The following is a 17,385-nucleotide window of genomic DNA, read 5'->3' on the forward strand; positions in this document are numbered from 1 at the left end:
GTCGTGTCTTTTTCTCGGGGAGAATATCCTCAATTCCCCTTCACCAGCGGGCAGCCGCCCTTGTCGAGCGGTCGGAAGGCCTCGTCGCCGGGCACGGTGGCGATCAGCTTGTAGAGGTCCCACTCGCCTTTGGATTCCTCGGGCTTCTTCACCTCGAACAGATACATGTCGTGGACCATGCGGCCGTCGATGCGGATCTTGCCGTTCTTGGCGAAGAAGTCGTTCACCGGCGTCTTGCGCATCTGCTCCATCACCTTCGGCGCTTCGTCGCTCTTGATGGCCTCGATCGCCTTCAGATAGTGCATGGTCGCGGAATAGAGGCCGGCCTGGATCATGGTCGGCATGTGCCCGACCTTGTCGTTGAAGCGTTTGGAGAAGGCGCGGGTCTCGTCATTCGTGTCCCAGTAGAAGGCATCGGTGATGATCAGGCCCTGCGTCGCCTTGATGCCGAGCGAGTGAACGTCGGTGATTTCCATGAGCAGCGCGATCATCTTCTGGCCGCCTTGCGTGATGCCGAATTCGGCGGCCTGCTTCAGCGCATTGGTGGTGTCGCCGCCGGCATTCGCCAGCGCGACCACCTTGGCCTTCGAGGCCTGGGCCTGCAGCAGGAAGGACGAGAAGTCCGACGAGTTGAGCGGATGGCGAACGTCGCCGAGCACCTTGCCGCCGCTCTCCTTGACGACGTTGGCGGCGTCGCGCTCGAGCGCCATGCCGAAGGCGTAGTCGGCGGTGACGAAGAACCAGGTGTCCTCGCCGCGCTTCACCATCGCCTTGCCGGCGACGTTCGACAGCGCATAGGTGTCGTAAGTCCAGTGCACCGTATTGGGCGAACATGCCGGACCGGTGATGTCGGACGAGCCGCCGCCGGAGTTGAGATTGATCTTGTTCTTCTCGCGCGTCAGCGCCGAAATCGGCAGCGCGACCGAGGAGGTCGGCACGTCGAGGATCGCGTCCACCTTCTCGTTGTCGTACCAGTTGCGGGCGATGTTGACGCCGACGTCGGGCTTGTTCTGGTGGTCGGCGGACACGACCTGGATCGGCACGCCAGCGACCTTGCCGCCGTAATCGGCGACGGCCATCTCGACAGCCGCGAGCGAGCCCTTGCCGGTCGCGTCGGCGTAAAGGCTCGACATATCCGTGAGCACGCCGAGCTTGACGACGTTGTCGGAAATCTGCGCCTGTGCCGCGAGCGGTGTGGCGGCGACGGCGAGGCCGGCCGCGACCGCGGCGATGAGTTTATGCATATCGTTTCTCCCTGTGTATTGTCGTTGGGGCGTTGTTGCGGGGACTGTTCTAGCGGCTATCGGCGATCGCAGCTAAGCGCCCCGCGCCATAGCAGAATGCAAAATCGGAAGGGGCGGGCGGTGTTCCTAACCCTCTCCCCTTGGAGGAGAGGGTGGCTCGCCGCGATAGCGGCGAGACGGACGAGCGGTTCTCTCCGCGAGTCCAACTCTCAATTGAATCCGCGGACAGATACCCCTCATCCGGCGCCGAAGCCGAAGCTTCGCTTCGGCGTCCTCTTTGGAACGGCGACCGAAGGTCGCCTATGCCACCTTCTCCCACAAGGGGAGAAAGGAGAAGAGCCCCGCGGCTCAACCCCCGCCCTTGAGCCGCTCGTTACGCCGGCGCAGGCCTTCCAGCGTGGCGAGCAGGATCACCGAGACCGTCGTCAGGATCACCGCGGCTGCCGTGATCGTCGGGCTGATGTTCTCGCGGATGCCGCTGAACATTTCGCGCGGCAAAGTGCGCTGCTCGGGCCCTGCCATGAACAGCACGATCACCACCTCGTCAAAGCTGGTCGCGAAGGCGAACAGTGCACCCGATGCGAGTCCCGGCAGGATCAGCGGCAGGATCACCCGGCGGAACGCCAGAAGCGGCGAGGCGCCGAGCGAGGCGGCGGCGCGGGCGAGGTTGGTGTCGAAGCTTTGCAGCGTCGCGCCGACCGTGATCACCACGAACGGCGTTGCCAGCGCGGTGTGAGCCAGGATCAGGCCGAGATAGCTGCCGGTGAGGCCAATCGGCGCGAAGAAGAAATAGAGACCGACCGCGGTGATGACGCCGGGCACGACCACAGGCGACAGCACGAACGCCAGCACCAGCGGCTTGAACCGGCTCTTCCACTGCGCCAGCCCAAGGGCTGCCAGCGTGCCAAGAACCATCGACAACAGCGTCGAGGCCACGCCGATGATCATGCTGTTCTTCAGCGAGTTCATCCAGCGCGGTGAGCTGATGAAGTCGTCGTACCAGCGCAAGGAGAGACCCGGCAGCGGATAAGTGAGATACGAACCCGAGCTGAAGGACAGCGGCATGATCGCCAGGATCGGCGCGATCAGGAAGATGAAGACCAGCGTCGAGATGACGATGGTTGCGGTCCAGGCGATGCGCTGGCTGGGTGTGCGCAAGGAGGAAGCGTCGCTCAATTCTTCATCCCTCCAGTCACCTGCTGGCCCTGCACCAGCTTGCCATAAACGAGCGCGAGCAGCACGGTCGCGAGCAGCAGCACCGCGCCCAGCGCCGAAGCCAGGCCCCAATTGGCTGTTTCGGTGGTGTAGAGCGCGATGAAGTAGCTGATCATCTGGTCGGCGGCGCCGCCGACGAGGGCCGGCGTGATGTAATAGCCGAGCGCCAGGATGAAGACGAGCAGGCTGCCCGCGCCGATGCCGGGTAGGGTTTGCGGCATATAGATCCGCAGGAAAGCGGTGATGGGCGATGCACCGAGCGAGGCGGCGGCACGCATATAGGCCGGCGAGATCGCCTTCATGCTGCTGTACAGCGGCAGGATCATGAACGGCAGCAGCACGTGGGTCATGGCCACGCAGACGCCGAAGCGGTTGTAGATCAGGCGCAGCGGCTCGTCGATGATGCCGAGCCAGTGCAGGCTGTCATTGACGACGCCCTTGCTTTGCAACAGCACGATCCAGGCGCAGGTTCGAACCAGAAGCGAGGTCCAGAACGGCAGCAGCACGAAGATCATCAACAGGTTCGACCGGCCCGGCGGCAGCGTCGCCAGCAAATAGGCGACCGGGAAGCCGAGGACCAGGCAGAGCACCGTGACACCGAGGCTGATCAGGAACGTGCGGCCGAAGACATCGCGGTAGATGGCCTGATCCGGCGGAGCCGCGACGATTGCACCGTCCGCGTTCCTGACAAGGTCGAGCGCGCCGAGCAGGTAGAAGCTGGTGACCGGACCACTGGCGTCCCTGATCGTCGTCCAGGTGGCGCGGTCGCGCCAGGCCGGGTTGATCTTGCCCAGCGTCTCCCTGGCCGTGCCCGGCTCCGGCATCGCTTTCAGATTGCGTGCGGTGCTGGTGAGGATCGTGCGAAAACCGTTTTGGGCGTAGTTGAGCCGCTTGGCCGCGATGGCGATGGTGCCGGCGGCGCGCGCCGCCTGAATGTCGCTTGCCAGGGCGGCATAGGCCTTTTCGTCCGGCACATCCTTGCCGTCCCAGCCGGCGAGAGCCGCGACCGTCTGCGGCAGAACCTGGCGCACCTCGTGGTCATCGACCGCGTGCCACAGCATGCCGGCGATGGGCCCGGCGAAGGTGAACAGCAGAAACAGCAGCAGCGGCAGAACCAGCGCCAGCGCCTTGATCTGGCGCGCGCGCTCCGCCCGCTTCAGGCGGCGCTTGAGCGACACGTTGGTCTTCACATCCGCGCCGGTGAGGGAGGCTGCTGTCATGGGTTGATCATTTCAGGCAAGGGGCGGTGCGCCGGCGAAAGGGTCTCGCCCCTCCGCCCGCACCGCACGCGAGTTCGGCCGCGCTACTTCGCGGCCCATTTGTTGAAGCGCTCGGTCAGCTTGTCGATGTTCTCGAGCCAGAAGGCGACGTTGATCTCGACCGCGTTCTTGATGTTGTCAGGCGCCGTCGGCAGATCCTTCAGGACGGCCGGCGGGATCAGGGCGGCGGCATCCTTGTTCGAGGTGCCGTAGGCAATGTTCTGCGACAGCTTGGACTGGTTCTCCGCCTTGCCGACGAAGTCCAGGAACTTGTAGGCCGCGTCCTTGTTCGGGCTGCCCTTCAGGATGACCCAGCTGTCGAGCGTGAACAGCGCGCCGTCCCACACCATGCCAAAGTTCTTCTTCTCGTTCTTGTTCGCAGTGTCGATCCGGCCGTTGTAGACCGAGGTCATGGCCACCTCGCCGGAGGCGAGCAATTGCGGCGGCTGGGCGCCGGCCTTCCACCAGACGAGGTCGCCCTTGATGGTGTCGAGCTTCTTGAACGCGCGATCGACGCCTTCGTCGGTCGCCAGCACCTTGTAGACGTCCTTCGGCGGGACGCCGTCGGCCATGAGGGCGATCTCGAGCGTAGTCTTCGGGCCCTGGCGCAAGGCGCGCTTGCCGGGGATCTTCTTGGTGTCGAAGAAGTCGGCCCAGCCATTGGGCGCTTCCTTCAGCTTGTCCTTGTCGTAGCCGAGCACGAAATCATAGAGGATGGCGCCGACGCCGCAGGGATTGACCGACGGCTGGATATAGGCGGCCTCGCCGCCGATCTTGGAATAATCCAGCTTCTCGTAGAGGCCTTCCTCGCAGCCGACCGCGAGCTCGTCGCTCTCGACCTGCACGACGTCCCAGGTGGCGGCGCCACCCTGCACCTTGGCGCGCAACACGCCGACGCCGCCGTCCCAGGATTCGTCGTTCATGGCAATGCCTGACGCCTTCTTGAACGGCTCGAAATAGACCTTCTTCTGCGCGTCCTGATAGGCGCCGCCCCACGACACGACGGTGAGGTCACGCGCCTGCGCAACCGTCGCCAGCGCCGCGCTGGCGGTGAACGCCGCGACGAAACCCAGAGCAATCTTGCCGGTCATCTTGCTGGTCTTGCGCTTCAGCATGGTCCTTGTCCTTCTTCTGGTGAGTTGCGTTGAGGTTGATCGGTCGATCAAACGGGGTCGAGCGCGAGGCAGTCCTCGGGGCGGAAGCTGATGAAGACGCTTTCACCCGATCTCAGCCGGTCATGCGCGCCTGGCTGCAGCTTGACCATGAACTCTGTATTCCCGGCGACATCGAGCACGGCCAGCGCATGGTCGCCGAGATAGATGGTGTTCTGCACCTTGGCCGGCAGCCGGTTCGCACCGTCGCTGGAGGCGCCGTCGGGTACAATCGCGACCCGCTCCGGCCGCACCGACAGCGAGGTCGCAGCTCCCGCGCCCGAGACGTTGACCGCACGGGCCATGACGGTGCCGCCGGCGGCCAGCAAGACGCGGCAATAATCCTTGTCTGTTGTCTCGACGGTGCCTGACAGCACGTTGTTCTCGCCGACGAAATTGGCGACGAAGCTGTTCACCGGGCGCTCGTACAGCGCATCGGGCCTGTCGATCTGCTGCACGATGCCGTCGTTGAACACGGCGATGCGGTCCGACATGGTGAGCGCTTCGCTCTGGTCGTGGGTGACGTAGACGACGGTGATGCCCATGGTCTCGTGCAGCTGCTTGATCTCCAGCTGCATCTGCTCGCGCAGGCGCTTGTCGAGCGCGCCCAGCGGCTCGTCCATCAGCACCAGCTGCGGGTTGAACACCAGCGCGCGCGCCAGCGCCACGCGCTGCTGCTGGCCGCCGGAAAGCTGCCCGGGCCGCCGCTGCGCCAGCGTTTCCATCTTGATCATGCGCAGCGCAGCCTTGACGCGCTCCTGCGTTTCCGCCTTGCTCGTCTTGCGCACGGAGAGCGGGAAGGCGACGTTCTCCTCGATCGTCAGGTGCGGAAACAGCGCATAGTTCTGGAACACCATGCCGATGTCGCGCTTGTGCGGCGGCATGTTCTTGATCGGGCGGTCGGCGAGGTAGATCTCGCCCTGGGTCGGCACCTCGAAGCCGGCCAGCATCATCAACGTGGTGGTCTTGCCCGAGCCCGAGGGGCCGAGCAGCGTGATGAACTCGCCCTTTTTGATGTCGAGATCGAGGTGCTTCACCACGAGGTGCTCGCCATCATAGGTCTTCTGAATGCCGGAAAAGCGCACCAGGATGGGCGTGACCAGGCCGGCTTCCATCTTGTCTTCGTGCCCCACTACAATTTTATCTGCTACAATATTGTCTGCGCGTCGTGGCGCAGATGAGCTTATCATCCTGCGACGAGAATGCCAGCGGCGCAAGCGCTTGACGCGCGCGGACCCGCCGAGAAGGCGCGCTACGGCAGCTTCGTCAGCGAGACGTTCAGCGTCCCGCCGGCTTCCGCAACCACGCGCAGCGTCCTGGAATCGAACGCGATGTCGGTCAGCGTGAGGCTGTCGATTTTGGCATCGATCCTGAGGCCGTCCTCGCTCTTCTGGTAGTCGGCGATGGCGGCTGCGATCTTCTCGCGCGCATTGGCGGCGATCGGCTTCAGGTCGAGCGTCGCTTTCTGCACCAGCGCCTGCTGCATCTGCGGCACCACCGCGCGGGCCGCGGCGCCGAGCAGGCCGAAAGCCGCCTCGGATTCCACCGCGAGCTGGATGTCGGCAAGCCGCAGCGTCTGCTGCGCCTGGTCGAGCATCGGCCGGCCCCAGATGTGCACGGTCGCCTCGGCACCCAGGCCGAGCCAGCTCTTCTTCTCCTTGGCGCGCACCAGCAGCGAGATCAGCAGGCGATCGCCTGAGGGGATCACGTTGACGCTCTTCACGGTGACGTCGACCGGACCGGAGCCGTCCTCGGGATAGGTGTGGCCGACCATTTGCGCCGCGATCAGCTTGTTGATCTCGGTGAAGGGCACGTCGATGGGAACGCCGATGTTCACGCCGGTGCCGGTCGGCGGCACGATCGAGATCTTGTCGGGGAAGGGGCAGTCCGGCTTGGTCTGCGTCGAGGTCACGCGCGTCTCGGCCTCGAGGCCGAGCAGCAAGGTCACGGCCTGCGCGTCGACGCGCGGCTGCGCCGCAATGGCGCGGGTCGGCTTCATCTCGAGCCAGAGCGGCGGCAGCGCCGCCGAGGAGCCGGCGCCCTGCAGCGGGATCGAGCGGCAGGCCTTGGCCCATTGCACCCTGGCATTGTCGCGCAAGGCAGGATCGTTGCGGATGCGCTCGGCGACGACGTTGAGCTGCTCGCCGACGGTCTTGTCGATCAGCGGCTTGACCTGCGCCGGCACGTTGACCTTGGCGCCGGCGACGTTGACGTTGGTGTCGCCGAGATTGACCTGCGCGCCCAAATTCGGCTCGAGGTGCCAGGCGGCCGCGAGCTTGGGGCGCGAGGTGACGACCACGCTGCCCCTGATCTCGGCGCTGGCATTCAAATTCTTGATGTTGACGGCGCCGATCCGTTTCGCCGCGTCGCCGCCGAGCACGCTGCCCAGGGCATCGCCGAGCGCGCCGGTGGCCTTTGCCGACAGCGACCCTGTTACGTTCAGCTTGCCGGTGATCGGCGTCGACAGCGTCAGCACGTCCTTGTCGCCGGTCGCCGACATCGGCCCGCGGGCGGCGGTCCAGCCGATATCGGCATTCTCCAGGATCTGCGAGATCGGGTTCTCGGCCTTGCCGGCGAAATTGCGCGGCGAGGCCTTCTCGGCCTGGTCGCGGATCGCCGACAGCGCGATCGCGACGGGTGCCACCACGATCGAGCTCTTGGCGGCCGGCGGCAGCGGCGGCAATTGTGCGATCGGCGGCGCCGAATTGGTCGCGCGCGGCGACATCAAGTCCATCGCCTTCAGGCTGATGAAAAACGACGCCGCCAGCACCGCAACAGCGATCAGCACGGTCTTTAAATTCAACGTCAGACGCATCAGTCCCCCAAGCCGCCCAACGGGGATTTTACAGGGCGGGCGAGGAGGGCGCTAGAGCGCACCGGTGGGGTGGAATTGCGGCAAACGGGTTAACGGAAGCGGCGTTGCTCGCTTTGGCCTCCGCAAGCTGCGCTCCTTTAGCTGCGCCTGGGGCGGCGGACCGCTCTCACCTTGCCGCTGTCGCCGCCGCCGCAGAACAGCTGGTCGCCGCCGTCGGATTCCAGCCCCGAGACCATCGTCCCCTCTGGCATATCAAGCTGCTCGAGCACCTTGCCCGTATCAGGATCGATCCGCCTGAGGTCGCTGTCATCGCCTTCCCAGGTGCCATGCCAGAGCTCGCCGTCCACCCAGGTCACGCCGGTGACGAAGCGCTTGCTCTCGATGGTGCGGAGGATCTTTCCCGTTTCAGGATCGACCTGATGGATCTTGCGCTCGCGATATTGCCCGACCCAGAGCGAGCCCTCGGCCCAGGCCAGCCCGGAATCGCCGCCACCGCCCGGTGCTGGAATCGTGCTGACGATCGCGCCGCTCGCCGCGTCGATCTTCTGGATGCGATCCTCCGCGATCTGGAACAGGTGACGGCCATCGAACGCCGTGCCCGCATGTGCGGCGACGTCGATCGAGCGCGAGACCTCGCCGCTCGCGGGATCGAGGGCGTTCACCTTGTCGCCGGACGCGAACCAGACCTGGCTGCCGTCATAGGTGACGCCGTGCACGGACTTGACGTTCGGAAAAGGCCCGTACTCGCGGATGATCTCGGCGGCTGATCGTTTCATGGTGTGGTCCCCGTGCGGCAATCAATGAATCCTACGCTTTCAAGAGCGGCGAGGGGAGTAACAAGCCTGTCGGGAAACCCGGGACCGGCGGGGTCATCCAGCGCCGTGCCCTGCCATGGCCGAACGACTGCACCTTGTTCGATCGCGCCAGCTCCTCGAGCGCCCGCTGCACGGTGCGTGCGCTCATTCGAAGCGCGAGCGCGAGCGCCGAGCTCGACCATGGCTCGCCATCGGCAAGAATGGCAAGGACGGCGGCGTGCTTCTCCTCGACCGGGCGCGCCAGCACGATGACGTCGCGCGTCTTTCGCGGCGCCAGCTCGAAGCCCTGTTTTGTGGCGCTGATCTCGGCCAGCGGCCTGAGCTGGGTGCGGAGCCGTCCGATCTCGACGCGCAAGCGCGCACGGTGCGATTCGTCGGCGTGCCTCGCCTGGAACGCGCCCGAGATCAGCGCCTCGCGCGAGACATCTTCGGGCCATGCCTGCGCCAGCAGACGGGCGAGCGCGAACAGTACGGGCCGCGTCCCGAGCGATACGGCAATGCCCTGCCTGCGCACGACATGATGAAAGCTGTCGACGACGAGCGCGGTCGAGGTCGCGAGGCGCTCGACCTCGCCGAGCAGCAGCGGGTGCTCGCTGCCGCGTGCGATCAGGCGCGCGGCCGGCGTCTTCAGAATGAGGCTTGCGCCGTCGACCTCGGCCACCAGCGCCGGGATGTTGGCCCGTCGCGCAGCGCGGGCCGCGAGGTCAAGCGCCGCGCGCGCCTCGTTCGATTTGAGCCGCCTGATGGCGATGCCGGCGACCACGAGCTCGCGCACGACCTGGGACGCAGGCGGCAGCGGGCAGGCGCGGATCTCGGTCAGCGTCCGCTCGGCCTCATCGATCCTCCCGAGCAGGAGCAGGCGGCGCGCCTCGATATGGCCGGCATGGGCAGCATTGGTGAGATCGCCGTGGCTTGCCAGCGTCGCCCGCGCCGCTGTGAGCGCCTTCGCCGGCCAGTTCAGGTCGCGCGAGACCAGCGCGATCTCGGCCTCCGCCACCACGCATCTGGCCCGCGCGACCGCTTCGCGCGGCCCGAAGGCGCGGGCGGCGCTGCGCAGCAGCGCCTTGGCTTTGGCGAGATCGCCGAGCTGCGCCATCGCGATGCCGCGCAGCGCCAGCGAGGGCGCATCGTTGCGCAGTGCGACGCGGTTCAGCGCGCCGAGCGGATCGCCGGCCTCCAGCGCGCGGGCGGCGGCCGTGATCAGCGACTCCATGAAAATCCCGCCACACTTGTTACTCCCACCGTGCGCCCGTCCGGTGCGAGAACTCTCCCACGGCCGACGATGTGCGGCGAGCGAGAGATTTGGAGAGCCATGATGACATCAGCCAACAAAGCAGCGACCAACGGACAGCCCGCCATGCTAACACCGCCAGTGGTCTCGGCGGAGGAGTGGGAAGCGGCCCGTCAGGTGCTGCTGGTGAAGGAGAAGGCACATACCCGCGCCCGCGACGCACTCGCCGCCGAACGCCGGCGCATGCCGTGGATGGAAGTGACCAAAACCTACGCATTCGAGACGCCATCCGGCAAGGCCAGTCTGCTCGATCTGTTCCAGGGCCGGCGCCAGCTGATCCTGTACCGGGCCTTCTTCGAGCCTGATGTGTTCGGCTGGCCCGACCATGCCTGCCGCGGCTGCTCCATGGTGGCCGACCAGGTCGCCCATGTGGCGCATCTGAACGCCCGCGACACCACGCTGGTGTTCGCCTCGCGGGCTCCGCAGCCGGATATCGCGCGGCTGAAGGCGCGGATGGGCTGGAACATTCCGTGGGTCACCATCACCGACAGCTTTGATGCCGATTTTGGCGTCGGCGAGTGGCACGGCACCAACGTGTTCTACCGCGACGGGAAACGAATCTTCCGGACCTATCTGATCAAGAGCCGCGGCGACGAGCAGATGGGCAGCACCTGGAACTATCTCGACATCACCCCGCTCGGCCGCCAGGAGGTGTGGGAGGATTCGCCTCCGGGCTATCCGCAGACGCCGACCTACAAATGGTGGAACTGGCACGACAGCTACGAGGCGGGTGCGGAGCCCGACAAGAAATGGGTCGAGGTCTCCGACGCCGGCGAGATCGCGCTCCGCACACCGGGTGCGCAATGAGCGACGTCCATCCCGCCAGCGCCAGGCGTGACGGCAGCGAGGCCGCATCCCAGCTTGCCCCATCCCATCTTGCTCGGTGGTTGGGCCTGGCGGCCACGCCGACCTTCGCGGCCATGGCGGTGCTGACGGCCGCCTTCAGTGGCGGCCCGGCGGACATGCTCTGCTCCGCCGGGCACGGGATGTCGCTGGGCGGGATGGTGCCGATGTATCTCTTGATGAGCGCGTTCCATTCGGCGGCGTGGCTGCGGTTGCTCTCGGGGTGGCGGGGGCGGGAGTAAGCGGCGCCTCGTGCCCGCCTCGCCCGGCCGCATCCTGAGGAGCCCGCCTTAGCGGGCGTCTCGAAGGATGGCCGCACGCACGAGCTCCAAACGAAAACGGCCCCAGCATTGCCGGGGCCGTTTGCAATTTTCTTCCAGGACCTCGCGTTACCTCAGCTCCGCGCGGCGCTCGGTCATCGGCAGCACGATCACCTTGGTGCCGACGTTGACGCGGGAATAGAGGTCGGAGACGTCGTCATTGGTCAGGCGGATGCAGCCGGAGGAGACGTGCTTGCCGATCGTGTCGGGGGCGTTGGTGCCGTGGATGCGGTAGACGGTGCCGCCGAGATACATGGCGCGGGCGCCGAGCGGGTTGCCGGGGCCGCCGGCCATGTGGCGCGGCAGATAAGGCTGGCGCTGGATCATTTCCGGCGGCGGGGTCCAGTCCGGCCACTCGGCCTTCTTGGTCACCGACTGCGTGCCGGACCAGGTGAAGCCGTCACGGCCGACGCCTATGCCGTAGCGGATCGCCTGGCCGTTACCGAGCACATAATAGAGATAGGTGTTGGGCGTATCGATGATGATGGTGCCTGGCGCTTCGCGCGTCGCATACGAAACGGTCTGGCGGCGGAAGCGGGCCGGCGTCTCGACGGCATCCTGGTTCTCTGATGGCGCGGCCTGGTAGGTCGGCGCAGAATAGGGCTGGTAAGGCTGAAGCGGCTGCGGCGCAGTCATCACCGGCAGCGGCTGGAAGAACGGCAAGAGCTGCACGGGCGCGGCTTTTGCCGGGCCGGCACATGCGATTGCAGCAACGACCACTGCACTGACGGCAACTGCGCGCGAATACGTCCTGAACGTGTCCAGATTGAACATTGGTCGCCCCTGTTTGCGTGGTGTTTCTTGGTCACCCCGGCACCGTTGCGGTGCTCCGTTGCTTAGGTTCCTAACGGAAACAAGTTTCGGGACGTTTGCGCGGAAAATCGAAAACGGTTTCATCGCGGCAAGGATTGTTTCATGACAGTTTCGTGGCCACGACGGTTCGTTAACGAACAAAACACTGGGCCGACACTTCTGTGACGTCACACGCCTGAAATATCCGTGGTTGATGGTCGATGCCTGAGAATCATCAAACTCTCGGGATTTCCCCATGCGGGTATTAATCGCGACCGACGCCTGGCATCCGCAGGTCAACGGTGTGGTCCGGACGCTGACCTCGCTCGCTGCCGCCGCCAAGGCGCTCGATGTCGAGATCGACTTCCTGACGCCTGACGGCTTCAGGTCCTGGCCGCTGCCGACCTATCCGGGCATTCGCATTGCGTTGCCGAGCGGGAAAGAGATCGCGCGCCGGATCGAGAGGTGCGCGCCCGAAGCGCTGCACATCGCCACCGAAGGCCCGATCGGCTGGGCCGCGCGGGCCTATTGCCGCCGCAACCGCCTCGCTTTCACGACGTCCTACACCACGCGCTTTCCGGAATATGTCTCGGTGCGAACAGGCATCCCCGATGCCGTCGGCTACGCCGTGTTGCGCCACTTCCACGATGCCGCCGCCATGATCATGGTGGCGACGCCGTCGCTGCGGCAGGAGCTTTCGGCGCGCGGCTTCAAGCGCCTCGGCTACTGGGGCCGCGGCGTCGACACCGAGCTGTTTCATCCTGATTCTCCGGCCGAGCTCGATCTGCCGCGCCCGATCTTCATGACCATGGGGCGCGTCGCGGTCGAGAAGAATCTCGAAGCCTTCCTCTCGCTCGATCTGCCCGGCACCAAGGTGGTCGTCGGCGACGGACCGCAGAAGGCCGCGCTGGAGAAGAAATATCCTGATGTGGTCTTCCTCGGCGAGAAGAAGGGCGCCGATCTCACCGCGCATCTCGCCGCCGCTGACGTGTTCGTGTTCCCGAGCCTCACCGATACGTTCGGCGTGGTGCAGCTCGAGGCGCTCGCCTGCGGCACGCCCGTTGCAGCGTTTCCGGTAACGGGACCGAAGGACGTCATCGCCGATCATCCGATCGGCGCGATCGACCATGATCTGCGCGCCGCCTGCCTGCGCGCGCTCACCATGTCGCGCGAGACCTGCCGCAACTTCGCGCTGGAGCGCTCCTGGGAAAACAGCGCGCGCCAGTTCGTCGGCAATCTCACCTCACTTCAGCCCAGCCGCGCCTTGCGCGCTTCACCTCGCATGGCGCAGCGGCCGGTGCGCGGGTGATCCATATTTTGACCCAAAGCGAGAACCTCATCGATGGCTAAGATCATGAACCTTGACGGCACCCAGCAGCTCGACCTCACCCGTGGCTCGGTCGAGCAGGCCTATGACCGCTGGGCGCCCGTCTACGATCTCGTGTTCGGCGGCGTATTCGCCAAGGGCCGCCAGGCCGCGATCGCAGCCACCAACAAGATCGGCGGCCGCGTGCTCGAGGTCGGCGTCGGCACCGGCATCTCGCTGCCGCTCTATGCCCCGCATCTGCGCATCTTCGGCACCGACATTTCGGACGCGATGCTCGACAAGGCCCGCCGCCGCGTTCGCGAAGGCAATCTCAAGAACGTCGAGGGCCTCGCGGTGATGGACGCCGAGAAGCTCGAATTCCCCGACAATTCCTTCGACGTCGTGATGGCGCAATATGTCGTCACCGCGGTGCCGAATCCGGAGAAGGCGCTGGACGAATTCGCCCGCGTGCTGCGTCCGGGCGGCGAGCTGATCATCCTGACCCGTGTCAGCGCCGACACCGGCATGCGCCGTTTCATCGAGCAGAAGCTGCAGCCGGTGGTGCGTCCGCTCGGCTTCCGCACCGCCGAGTTCGCCTGGTCGCGCTATGCCAAATGGCTTGCCGGCGCCAAGGGCATGGAGCTCGCCGAGCGCCGCCTGATTCCGCCGCTCGGCCATTTCTCGCTGGTGCGCTTCCGCAAGATCGACATCGCCAAGGCAGCTTGAGCAAGGCAGCTTGAGCAAGGCAGCCTGAGCAAGGCAGCTTGAGCAAGGCAGCACCGCTCGCGCGTTCTTCGTGCGTCATCGCGTCGCCGCACATCGTCATATGACAAAACGATGATGTCACACGCCGTACATCGAATCTCTGTAAATCCTGAGCCCGAAAGCATTTTGGGGGAGAGCATGATCAAGAACTACCTCGAGCAGCTGCGGATCCAGCGCTGGGACGACCATCGCTACTATCACCACAGCCGCATCAATCAGAGCCTGCACTTCGTCAGCGCGCTGAGCTTCCTCTTTGCCTATGTCTGGCTGTTCGTCGATCCCATGATCTCGGCGCTGGTCGGCTGGCTGGTCTCGATGGCCTCGCGCCAGGCCGGCCACTTCTTCTTCGAGCCGCACACCTACGACCACATCAACCAGGCGACGCACGAGTACAAGGAGGAGATCAAGGTCGGCTACAACCTTCAGCGCAAGGTGGTGCTGATGGCGATCTGGGCGGCATCGCCGTTGGTGCTGGTCGTCGATCCCACGCTGTTCGGCCTGTTCACGCCCTGGGCGAATGCGAGCGACTTCGTCCGCCAGGTCGCCAAGATCTGGCTGGCAGTCGGCGGCGGCGGTCTTCTGTTCCGCACCGTGCATCTGTTCTTCATCCGCGATGTCGAGACCGGCCTCGTCTGGATGACCAAAATCCTGACCGATCCGTTCCATGATCTGATGCTGTATCGCAGCGCTCCGCTCGCCCTGATGCGCGGCGAACTGATGGATCCCGGCCTGCACCTCAACCCCGAGCACACGCTGGGCTTCATCGACGAGCCCGTGCTCGAAGAGCAGCACGCCTGAGCGCGCCGCACACGCCACGCACTCCGATGTCCGACGGTTACGTCATGCCCGGCCTCGTGCCGGGCATCCACGTGTTGAGGGCTGCCGCGAGCGCCGTCGTTCCGGGGGGATGCGCAGCATCGAACCCGGAATCTCGAGATTCCGGGTTCGGCTCTCGGAGCCGCCCCGGAATGACGGTGGTTGTGCTGAAAGAGCCAGCCTCAGCGCCCAAGACGCCTGGCCAGCATCTCTTTCAAGATCTGCCGCTTGATGGTCTTGTTGGTGAGTGCGCCGTCGTGCCACCAGAAGCCGTCCGCCTTCATCTTCTCGGCGGCGCGGACGAAGCGATCGGCGACTTCAGTGAAGTCGGCGTCGGTGTAGTTGAGGCTGAAGATCAGACGGCCGGTGCCGACCCAGCTCAGCGCCAGGCCTTCGGCGCGCAGGTAATATTGCAGCATCCAATTGTAGCGGGACGGCGTGGTGTATTTCACTGTCCAGATCGAGGAGAAGTTGGCGAAGCGCACCGGCAGGTCGGCATCCTGCATCATCTGGTTGAGCCTGTTCACGCGCCCGTTCCAAGTCTCCTCCAGTCCGTCATAGACCGCGCGAAAATTCGGGCTGGCGAGCCGGCTCAGGAACTCGTCCATCGCCGTCATGACGTAGGGATGCGAGTTGAAGGTGCCGCGGGCGAAGCAGATGTCGGCGGGACGATCGTCGCGGAAGCGGCGCATCAGGTCGCGTCTGCCGCAGACCACGCCGACCGGCAGGCCGCCGGCGAGGCTTTTGCCGTAGGTCACCATGTCGGCCTTGACGCCGAAATATTCCTGGGCGCCGCCGGCGGCGAGTCGGAAGCCGACGAAGACCTCGTCGAAGATCAGCACGATGCCGCGCTGGTCGCAGACCTCGCGCAGCTTCTTCAGCCATTCGCTGTAGGCCGCGCGGTCGAAATTGCCGCCGCGCGAGGAATCGACCAGCGAGGAATCGCCGGGCGCGTTGCTGTTCGGATGCAGGCCCTGCAGCGGATTGACCAGCACGCAGGCAATGTCCTTGCGCGTCCTCAGCACGTGCAGCGTCTTCTCCGACATTTCGGAGAGGGTGTAGGTCTCATGCGTGGGAAGCGGATTGCCGGCACCGGGCTGCACGTCGCCCCACCAGCCGTGATAGGCGCCGGCGAAACGAACCAGATGCGTGCGCTTGGTGTGGTAGCGCGCAAGGCGCACCGCCTGCATCACCGCTTCGGTGCCGGACATGTGGAACGAGACCTCGTCGAGGCCCGAGATCTGGCAGAGCCGCTGCACGTTGTCGAGGATGACAGGATGGTAAGGGCCGAGCACGGGGCCGAGCGCATGCGCGCGCTTCTCGGAACCCTCGATGCACTCCTTGTAGAAGTCGTTGCCGAAGATGTTGACGCCGTAGGACCCGGTGAGGTCGTAGAAGGTGTTGCCGTCGACATCGGTGACGGTGACGCCGCTCGAGGACTCCATGAAGGTCGAGCTGCCCAGATGCTCGCGGACGAGGCGCGAGAACTGGAAGGGCACGCGGTAGCTTTCGGTGAAATTGAGGTCCGAGATCCTCTCGGCCGCCGCCTTCGTCATCGCGCGGCCCCTGGGATAGCGATCGGCGTAGATGCGCGCCAGACGGAAGAAGGCGTCCTTGCGCTGCATCACCACATTGCCGGGCGCGCCGTCGCAGCAGAAATACTTATCACCCTCGAACTCGTAGAACGGCAGCAGCTTGGCCACCCGGCGCGACATCTTGGAGTGTCCGGCGAGCGAGCGGTGCTTGGCGCGGGACAACTCGACCCGCGCCTTGATTTTCGGGAGGACGGCGGCAGCAGACGCTGCGGCGGCCACGGACATCGAGAGAATCGGGAGTGTCGTTTCCATGACAACAAGCGCTAAACCTGTGAGCTGACAGATTCATGACAGTCAAAGCCCTCATCGCGTCTTTCACCCAGCAGGAAGACCTCAACTTCCTGCTGACCAACCGCATCCCCCGCGCAGGCTTGACCCGCTTCATGGGCTGGTTCTCCAAGATCAGGAATCCGCTGGTGCGGGATTTTTCCATCGCGCTCTGGAAGCTGTTCTCTGACCTCGATCTGTCGGAAGCGCGCAAGACCCATTTCACCAGCCTGCACGACTGCTTTACGCGCGAGCTGAAGCCGGGTCTGCGTCCGTTCGATCCGGATCCCTCGGTCGTCGCCAGCCCCTCCGACGGCATCGTCGGCGCTCATGGGAAGATCGCCGACACCGAGCTGTTCCAGGTCAAGGGCGCGCCCTATTCGCTGCTCGACCTGCTCGGCGATCCCGCAATGGTCGAGCAGCACCGCAACGGCAGCTTCGTCACGCTGCGGCTGACCTCGAGCATGTATCACCGCTTCCATGCGCCGTACGATGCGCACATCGAGCGCGTCACGCTGATCCATGGCGACGTCTGGAACGTCAACCCGATCGCCTTGAAGCGGGTCGAGCGGCTGTTCTGCAAGAACGAGCGCGCGGTGATCCGCACGCATTTGTCGACGGGTGAGGCCGTGACGCTGGTGCCGGTGGCGGCGATCCTGGTCGCCAGCATCCGCTTGCACTTTCTCGACATGGTGCTGAACGCGCAGACCAGGGGACCGGTCGATTTTCCTTGCGACGTCAACGTCACCAAGGGCGAGGAGCTTGGCTGGTTCGAGCACGGCTCGACCATCATCATCCTCGCGCCGGGCGATTTCTCGTTCTGCGACGGAGTTGCGGAGGGCACGCGCATTCGTGCAGGTCAAGCGCTGCTGCGGCGGAACTAGTCTTCAT

General features: G+C 65.2%; 16 protein-coding genes. 6 read left to right on the top strand and 10 right to left on the bottom strand.

The features are described 5' to 3' along the window. Positions 1-29: 29 nt before the first annotated feature. The 8 genes from AOQ71_RS29490 to AOQ71_RS29525 all read right to left on the bottom strand — a co-directional run bounded on the left by AOQ71_RS29490 (position 30) and on the right by AOQ71_RS29525 (position 9,712). On the bottom strand, positions 30-1,244 hold the full coding sequence (locus AOQ71_RS29490; protein ID WP_057754275.1) for an ABC transporter substrate-binding protein: 1,215 nt from the start codon (positions 1,242-1,244) through the stop codon (positions 30-32). Positions 1,245-1,592: 348 nt separating this feature from the next. Beyond that, positions 1,593-2,420, bottom strand: a complete 828-nt coding sequence (locus tag AOQ71_RS29495) for an ABC transporter permease (protein WP_057754278.1) — start codon at positions 2,418-2,420, stop codon at positions 1,593-1,595. After that, positions 2,417-3,679 carry an ABC transporter permease gene (locus tag AOQ71_RS29500; RefSeq protein ID WP_057754281.1) on the bottom strand — a complete coding sequence of 421 codons (1,263 nt, stop codon included), beginning with the start codon at positions 3,677-3,679 and terminating at the stop codon, positions 2,417-2,419. Before AOQ71_RS29500 ends, AOQ71_RS29495 begins: the two co-directional genes overlap by 4 nt. Positions 3,680-3,762: 83 nt before the next feature. Then, positions 3,763-4,833, bottom strand: coding sequence for an ABC transporter substrate-binding protein (locus AOQ71_RS29505; RefSeq protein WP_057754284.1), 1,071 nt, complete (start codon positions 4,831-4,833; stop codon positions 3,763-3,765). A 47-nt stretch (positions 4,834-4,880) separates the two neighbouring features. After that, positions 4,881-5,984, bottom strand: coding sequence for an ABC transporter ATP-binding protein (locus AOQ71_RS29510; RefSeq protein ID WP_057754286.1), 1,104 nt, complete (start codon positions 5,982-5,984; stop codon positions 4,881-4,883). A gap of 137 nt (positions 5,985-6,121) precedes the next feature. Next, positions 6,122-7,684 (bottom strand): DUF4403 family protein, encoded by a 1,563-nt coding sequence (locus AOQ71_RS29515; protein ID WP_057754289.1) that lies wholly within the window; start codon positions 7,682-7,684, stop codon positions 6,122-6,124. Between the two features lie 137 nt (positions 7,685-7,821). Continuing rightward, complete coding sequence (locus AOQ71_RS29520) at positions 7,822-8,460, bottom strand: Vgb family protein (RefSeq protein WP_057754292.1); 639 nt, start codon at positions 8,458-8,460, stop codon at positions 7,822-7,824. A gap of 31 nt (positions 8,461-8,491) precedes the next feature. Beyond that, on the bottom strand, positions 8,492-9,712 hold the full coding sequence (locus AOQ71_RS29525; protein ID WP_057754295.1) for a hypothetical protein: 1,221 nt from the start codon (positions 9,710-9,712) through the stop codon (positions 8,492-8,494). Between the two features lie 99 nt (positions 9,713-9,811). Between AOQ71_RS29525 and AOQ71_RS29530 the strand changes: the two genes are divergently transcribed. Both AOQ71_RS29530 and AOQ71_RS29535 read left to right on the top strand, forming a co-directional pair. Then, a complete protein-coding gene (locus tag AOQ71_RS29530) occupies positions 9,812-10,597 on the top strand; it encodes a DUF899 domain-containing protein (RefSeq protein ID WP_057754299.1) in 786 nt (261 codons plus the stop codon). Beyond that, positions 10,594-10,875 (top strand): hypothetical protein, encoded by a 282-nt coding sequence (locus AOQ71_RS29535; protein WP_057754302.1) that lies wholly within the window; start codon positions 10,594-10,596, stop codon positions 10,873-10,875. The genes AOQ71_RS29530 and AOQ71_RS29535 overlap by 4 nt, the downstream gene beginning before the upstream one ends. Positions 10,876-11,022: 147 nt before the next feature. Here AOQ71_RS29535 and AOQ71_RS29540 read toward each other — a convergent pair whose 3' ends face one another. Then, on the bottom strand, positions 11,023-11,727 hold the full coding sequence (locus AOQ71_RS29540; protein ID WP_057754305.1) for a L,D-transpeptidase: 705 nt from the start codon (positions 11,725-11,727) through the stop codon (positions 11,023-11,025). Between the two features lie 274 nt (positions 11,728-12,001). Between AOQ71_RS29540 and AOQ71_RS29545 the strand changes: the two genes are divergently transcribed. The 3 genes from AOQ71_RS29545 to AOQ71_RS29555 all read left to right on the top strand — a co-directional run bounded on the left by AOQ71_RS29545 (position 12,002) and on the right by AOQ71_RS29555 (position 14,614). After that, entirely contained in the window at positions 12,002-13,054 is a 1,053-nt protein-coding gene (locus tag AOQ71_RS29545) for a glycosyltransferase family 4 protein (RefSeq protein WP_057754308.1), read from the top strand. Positions 13,055-13,087: 33 nt separating this feature from the next. Beyond that, positions 13,088-13,777 (top strand): class I SAM-dependent methyltransferase, encoded by a 690-nt coding sequence (locus tag AOQ71_RS29550; protein ID WP_057754311.1) that lies wholly within the window; start codon positions 13,088-13,090, stop codon positions 13,775-13,777. Between the two features lie 177 nt (positions 13,778-13,954). Further along, positions 13,955-14,614 (top strand): hypothetical protein, encoded by a 660-nt coding sequence (locus AOQ71_RS29555; protein WP_057754314.1) that lies wholly within the window; start codon positions 13,955-13,957, stop codon positions 14,612-14,614. A 200-nt stretch (positions 14,615-14,814) separates the two neighbouring features. On the opposite strand, the gene AOQ71_RS29560 is transcribed toward AOQ71_RS29555, so the two are convergent. After that, the gene (locus AOQ71_RS29560) at positions 14,815-16,479 is read right to left on the bottom strand and encodes an aminotransferase class III-fold pyridoxal phosphate-dependent enzyme (RefSeq protein ID WP_057754317.1); all 1,665 of its coding nucleotides are present in this window, start codon (positions 16,477-16,479) and stop codon (positions 14,815-14,817) included. Between the two features lie 35 nt (positions 16,480-16,514). On the opposite strand from AOQ71_RS29560, the gene asd reads away from it, so the two are divergent. Continuing rightward, positions 16,515-17,378 carry an archaetidylserine decarboxylase gene (asd, locus tag AOQ71_RS29565; RefSeq protein ID WP_057754320.1) on the top strand — a complete coding sequence of 288 codons (864 nt, stop codon included), beginning with the start codon at positions 16,515-16,517 and terminating at the stop codon, positions 17,376-17,378. The last annotated feature ends 7 nt before the right edge of the window (positions 17,379-17,385 follow it).

Origin of the sequence: Bradyrhizobium manausense (genome assembly GCF_001440035.1) — a bacterium.
Taxonomy (GTDB): Bacteria; Pseudomonadota; Alphaproteobacteria; order Rhizobiales; family Xanthobacteraceae; genus Bradyrhizobium; species Bradyrhizobium manausense.

Coding starts and splice junctions, on each gene's coding strand:
- AOQ71_RS29550 (WP_057754311.1), top strand. CDS start 13,088: ATGGCTAAGATCATGAACCTTGACGGCACCCAGCAGCTCGACCTCACC.
- AOQ71_RS29500 (WP_057754281.1), bottom strand. CDS start 3,679: ATGACAGCAGCCTCCCTCACCGGCGCGGATGTGAAGACCAACGTGTCG.
- AOQ71_RS29520 (WP_057754292.1), bottom strand. CDS start 8,460: ATGAAACGATCAGCCGCCGAGATCATCCGCGAGTACGGGCCTTTTCCG.
- asd (WP_057754320.1), top strand. CDS start 16,515: ATGACAGTCAAAGCCCTCATCGCGTCTTTCACCCAGCAGGAAGACCTC.
- AOQ71_RS29505 (WP_057754284.1), bottom strand. CDS start 4,833: ATGCTGAAGCGCAAGACCAGCAAGATGACCGGCAAGATTGCTCTGGGT.
- AOQ71_RS29560 (WP_057754317.1), bottom strand. CDS start 16,479: ATGGAAACGACACTCCCGATTCTCTCGATGTCCGTGGCCGCCGCAGCG.
- AOQ71_RS29530 (WP_057754299.1), top strand. CDS start 9,812: ATGATGACATCAGCCAACAAAGCAGCGACCAACGGACAGCCCGCCATG.
- AOQ71_RS29535 (WP_057754302.1), top strand. CDS start 10,594: ATGAGCGACGTCCATCCCGCCAGCGCCAGGCGTGACGGCAGCGAGGCC.
- AOQ71_RS29490 (WP_057754275.1), bottom strand. CDS start 1,244: ATGCATAAACTCATCGCCGCGGTCGCGGCCGGCCTCGCCGTCGCCGCC.
- AOQ71_RS29525 (WP_057754295.1), bottom strand. CDS start 9,712: ATGGAGTCGCTGATCACGGCCGCCGCCCGCGCGCTGGAGGCCGGCGAT.
- AOQ71_RS29510 (WP_057754286.1), bottom strand. CDS start 5,984: ATGGAAGCCGGCCTGGTCACGCCCATCCTGGTGCGCTTTTCCGGCATT.
- AOQ71_RS29545 (WP_057754308.1), top strand. CDS start 12,002: ATGCGGGTATTAATCGCGACCGACGCCTGGCATCCGCAGGTCAACGGT.
- AOQ71_RS29555 (WP_057754314.1), top strand. CDS start 13,955: ATGATCAAGAACTACCTCGAGCAGCTGCGGATCCAGCGCTGGGACGAC.
- AOQ71_RS29515 (WP_057754289.1), bottom strand. CDS start 7,684: ATGCGTCTGACGTTGAATTTAAAGACCGTGCTGATCGCTGTTGCGGTG.
- AOQ71_RS29540 (WP_057754305.1), bottom strand. CDS start 11,727: ATGTTCAATCTGGACACGTTCAGGACGTATTCGCGCGCAGTTGCCGTC.